Annotated in this window: 2 protein-coding genes; one reads left to right on the top strand and one right to left on the bottom strand. The window is 49.5% G+C overall.

The annotated features are described in order from the left end of the window. Positions 1-1,796 (bottom strand): DUF1549 domain-containing protein (locus WBA23_RS19885; protein WP_424584029.1); only part of this gene is annotated, 1,796 nt, incomplete at its 3' end. Positions 1,797-1,979: 183 nt separating this feature from the next. On the opposite strand from WBA23_RS19885, the gene WBA23_RS19880 reads away from it, so the two are divergent. Continuing rightward, on the top strand, positions 1,980-4,035 hold a 2,056-nt coding region (locus WBA23_RS19880; protein WP_424584028.1), incomplete at its 3' end, for a DUF1549 domain-containing protein.

The raw sequence follows: 4,035 nt of genomic DNA, 5'->3' as shown, positions 1-4,035 counted from the left end.
CCTCGTTCAAACACATGGGTTTCTCGGCTTTTGTCAGGAGTTAAGTCCTGCATAATAGGAGTTTCTTCCGGCTGTACGGAAGCTAAGTACTCCAACCGTTGGTTAACATCTTTTCCGTACTGCTCCTTGAGGGGGCTTCGCTCGTGGTAATAAATCCAGTCTAAGTGAAATAGGTGCTGGGCCAGGTCTCGATTTTTTCGGAACAAATAATACACGTCGTGCTCACCAGATACGGGCGGAATATCCGTAGAGAATACCTGCCAGCCGCGGTCATCCGGTTGGCTCATTGCCCAGTTATCCCACTCACCCGTAGTGGTCACTTCGGTTTGCCCTAATTTTTTACCATCTACTGAGTCTAATCGTACTTCAATAAAACCTCCCGAAATAGCCGTAGCGCAGCGAAAAGAAACTTTCTCTACTTCGCTCAAATCTACGTCTTCGAACATGATCCAGGAGCTGTCCTGTACTTGCCAAATCACGTCTTGGCAGGGAACCAGCAACTCGATCAACTTACTGGAAGCGTGGTATTCTTCAGCTTCTACGTGCCGGTACCCTACGTGGTGCAGAAGTTCTTCCTTCCGATGGTGCAACAATTTGCTCTTTGAAAGCGAAGGAACATCTTCATCGTTTAGATGATCTTTCAGCCAAGTGAGGGTAGCCTGTACTTTCTGGGCATCGTCTCCTTCGTAAGTGAACAGTTTGGGTTGCTCGTTATAAATATCACGGTCTTGGGTATTGTTGAAGAAGGCCATGAATTGATAAAATTCCTGGTGCCGAAACGGGTCGTAAGGGTGACTGTGGCACTGCACACAGGCCATCGTAGTGCCTTGCCAAACCTCAAAGGTGGTTCCCACCCGCTCCACTACGGCGGCTACCCGGAACTCCTCGTTATCGGTTCCGCCCTCATCGTTGGCCATTGTATTGCGGTGAAACGCCGTAGCGATCAACTGATCTTTGGTAGGATTGGGTAGTAAGTCGCCCGCCAGTTGCTCTACCGTAAACTGATCGTAGGGCATATCCTGATTAAAGGCGTTGATCACCCAGTCGCGGTACTTCCAGATAGAGCGATCTAAATCTTTTTCGTAGCCTTTGGTATCAGCGTAGCGAGCCAGATCCAGCCACATGGCCGCCCAGCGTTCGCCAAAATGGGGGGAAGCCAGTAGGCGGTCTACCAGTTTTTCGTAAGCACTGTGGCTGGTGTCGGCCAGAAAAGCCTGCGCTTCTTCGGGAGTAGGTGACAAGCCGGTTAAGTCTAGATACAATCGTCGCAGTAGCACTTCTTTTTCGGCCTCAGGGGCGGGAGTAAGTTCATTCGCTTGCAGTTTGGCCAAGACAAAGTGGTCAATTTCATTTCGAACACTACCCTCTTCTACTTCCGGGGGACTAATGTCTTTTTCAGGAGGAATGTACGCCCAGTGGTCTTCCCACTGCGCTCCCTGGTTGATCCACCGCTCAATCATTTCAATCTCTGCTTCAGTAAGGGGTTCTCCATCCGAGGGCATTCGGTACTCAGGGTCGTGGTGGGTAATCCGCTGGAACATCCCGCTGCTGGCAGCATCGCCGGGAACAATAGCTGGCGTACCCGACTCAGCCGTATCCAGGGCTTCCTCGCGAAATAGAAAGCTCACTCCCGCCGACTTTTTTACCCCACCATGGCAGCCAATACATTTATTATTGATAATCGGGCGAATATGCTGATTGTAGCTAACGTCTTCACTTCTGTTCGGCAACAGAAAGAATGTTATCACCATCAGTGCGGCTCCCGCCAATCCAATAAGTAAGCCTTTCAACTTCATCAAAACTTTAGGTTCATAAAACGAGAATAGACATCCCTAAGATACTAATTCTGATCGGTTAATTTCTAACGAAGTATTAACTCAACTGATAGACTTGGGAAACTAATCAATTCTCAGTCAGGTTGACTAACTATATTTCCTAGCAATTTTGTAAATTGTTGGGTCAATACAATGAGTTTATCCATGATTCGAAGCCTACTATTTTTTTTGCTGATTTCGCTGCTGTGGAGCTGCAACCAAGGTGGAAACATTGATCCGGAGATCGCTCAGCAGTTGCCCAAAGAGATCAGCTATAACTTCCATGTCAAGCCGATTTTATCGGATCGCTGTTTTGCTTGTCACGGACCGGATAAAGCCGCCGTAGAAGCTGGGCTCAGTTTGAGTGACGAAACGCTAGCATTTGCTAAGCTGGAAAGCGGCGAGCACGCCATTGTGCCCGGTAAGCCTCACCGCAGTGGATTGGTAGATCGCATTTTCTCCGATGACCCCGAAGAGCAAATGCCCCCGCCGGAGTCTAATTTAGTACTGAGCGAGTACGAGAAAGCAGTGCTCACTCGCTGGATTGAAGAAGGTGCTGAATACGAACCCCACTGGTCGTTTATTAAACCGGAAAAACCTGAGTTACCGGAAGTAAAACAGGCGGACTGGGCTAATAATGATGTTGACCATTTTGTGCTAGCCAAACTAGAAGATAAAGGCTTTTCCCCAAGTGAACGGGCTACGAAAGAAAAGTTGATTCGCCGGGTAACGTTTGATCTGACCGGCCTGCCGCCTACTATCGGACAGATAGATGCTTTTCTAGCGGATGAGTCGGAAGATGCTTACGAGAAGTTAGTAGATCGGCTGCTACAATCGCCCCGCTACGGGGAGCGCATGGCTAGCGAGTGGCTGGATGTAGCTCGCTACGCGGATTCCCACGGTTACCAGGACGACGGTATGCGAAATATGTGGCCCTGGCGCGACTGGGTAATTGAGTCATTCAACCAAAACATGCCCTACGATCAGTTTATTACCTGGCAACTGGCCGGAGATATGCTACCCGAGGCTACTCAGGAACAAAAACTTGCGAGTGGGTTTAACCGCAACCACTTACAGAGTCAGGAGGGCGGAATTGTATCCGAAGAGTATCGGGTAGAGTACGTGGCCGACCGGGCCAATACGCTGGGTACTGCTTTTTTAGGATTAACAATAGAGTGCGCCCGCTGCCACGATCATAAGTACGATCCCATTTCACAAGAAGATTATTTCTCACTCTACGCCTTCTTCAACAGTATTAACGAAACCGGGCAGATACCCTACATGGGGGAAGCCAGCCCGACGGTCATCTTAACCGACGAGGAAACCGAAGAGCAGCTAGCCTTTCTGAACGAGAAAATTCAACAGCAGGAAGAGCAGATCGATCCGGATCAGACTGACTACCGACAGCGATTCGCTCAGTGGCTAAACAAGGTTAAAGCTAATCCGGCTGATCACCAGATGACTTTTGCGAGCAGAATCGGGCACTATCCGTTGGATAATCCGGTAGAAAATGAGTTCCGCAATCTGGCGGCTCCTCAGCAACCGGCTAAAATGGTGGTGAGCCAGCAGGACAAGGAGCCAGAAATTGTAGATGGCAAAATTGGGAAAGCGGTACGACTGCTAGGAGATAGCTATGTGGATATGGGCGAAGAGATCGGCTACTTTGAGCGCAACGAACCGTTTTCTGTCAGCCTGTGGTACAAATTATTGAAAGACAGTATTGAGGGGCCAGTCTTCACCCGCTCGGGTGGTTTGTTTAACGGCAACCGGGGGTATGTCACTTGGCTACGTCCCGACCGGACCCTTTCAGTCAGCCTGAATCATACCGCTCCGGCTAATAGTATTGAGATTCATACCGACGATCGGCTTCCGGTGGATGAATGGGTTCATATGGTGATGACCTACGATGGCTCCAGCCGAGCCAGTGGTTTGGCGGTTTACCTGAACGGTCAGCCAATGCGCCACCGCATCATCACCGATCACTTGAAGCGCAGCATAATTACCTACGGCCAAGAAAAGAAAACTTGGGGCGGCATGGGCAATCTGCGAATCGGAAAGCTGCACGATGAAACGATTGCGGGTATTGAAGTAGATGAATTCCAGGTATTTGGTCAAAAGCTGAGTGCTGTAGAAGTAGCTTCACTCTACGGTGAGCCGCAAGCACTGGTAGCCTTTCTAGAATCGGAAGATCAAGAACCATTGCTGGATTACTACCTGCAAA

The organism is Tunicatimonas sp. (assembly GCF_049647865.1).
Lineage (GTDB): Bacteria > Bacteroidota > Bacteroidia > Cytophagales > Cyclobacteriaceae > Tunicatimonas.
Note: the sequence above shows the minus strand (reverse complement) of the source record. Positions and strands in the feature narration are given on the sequence as shown.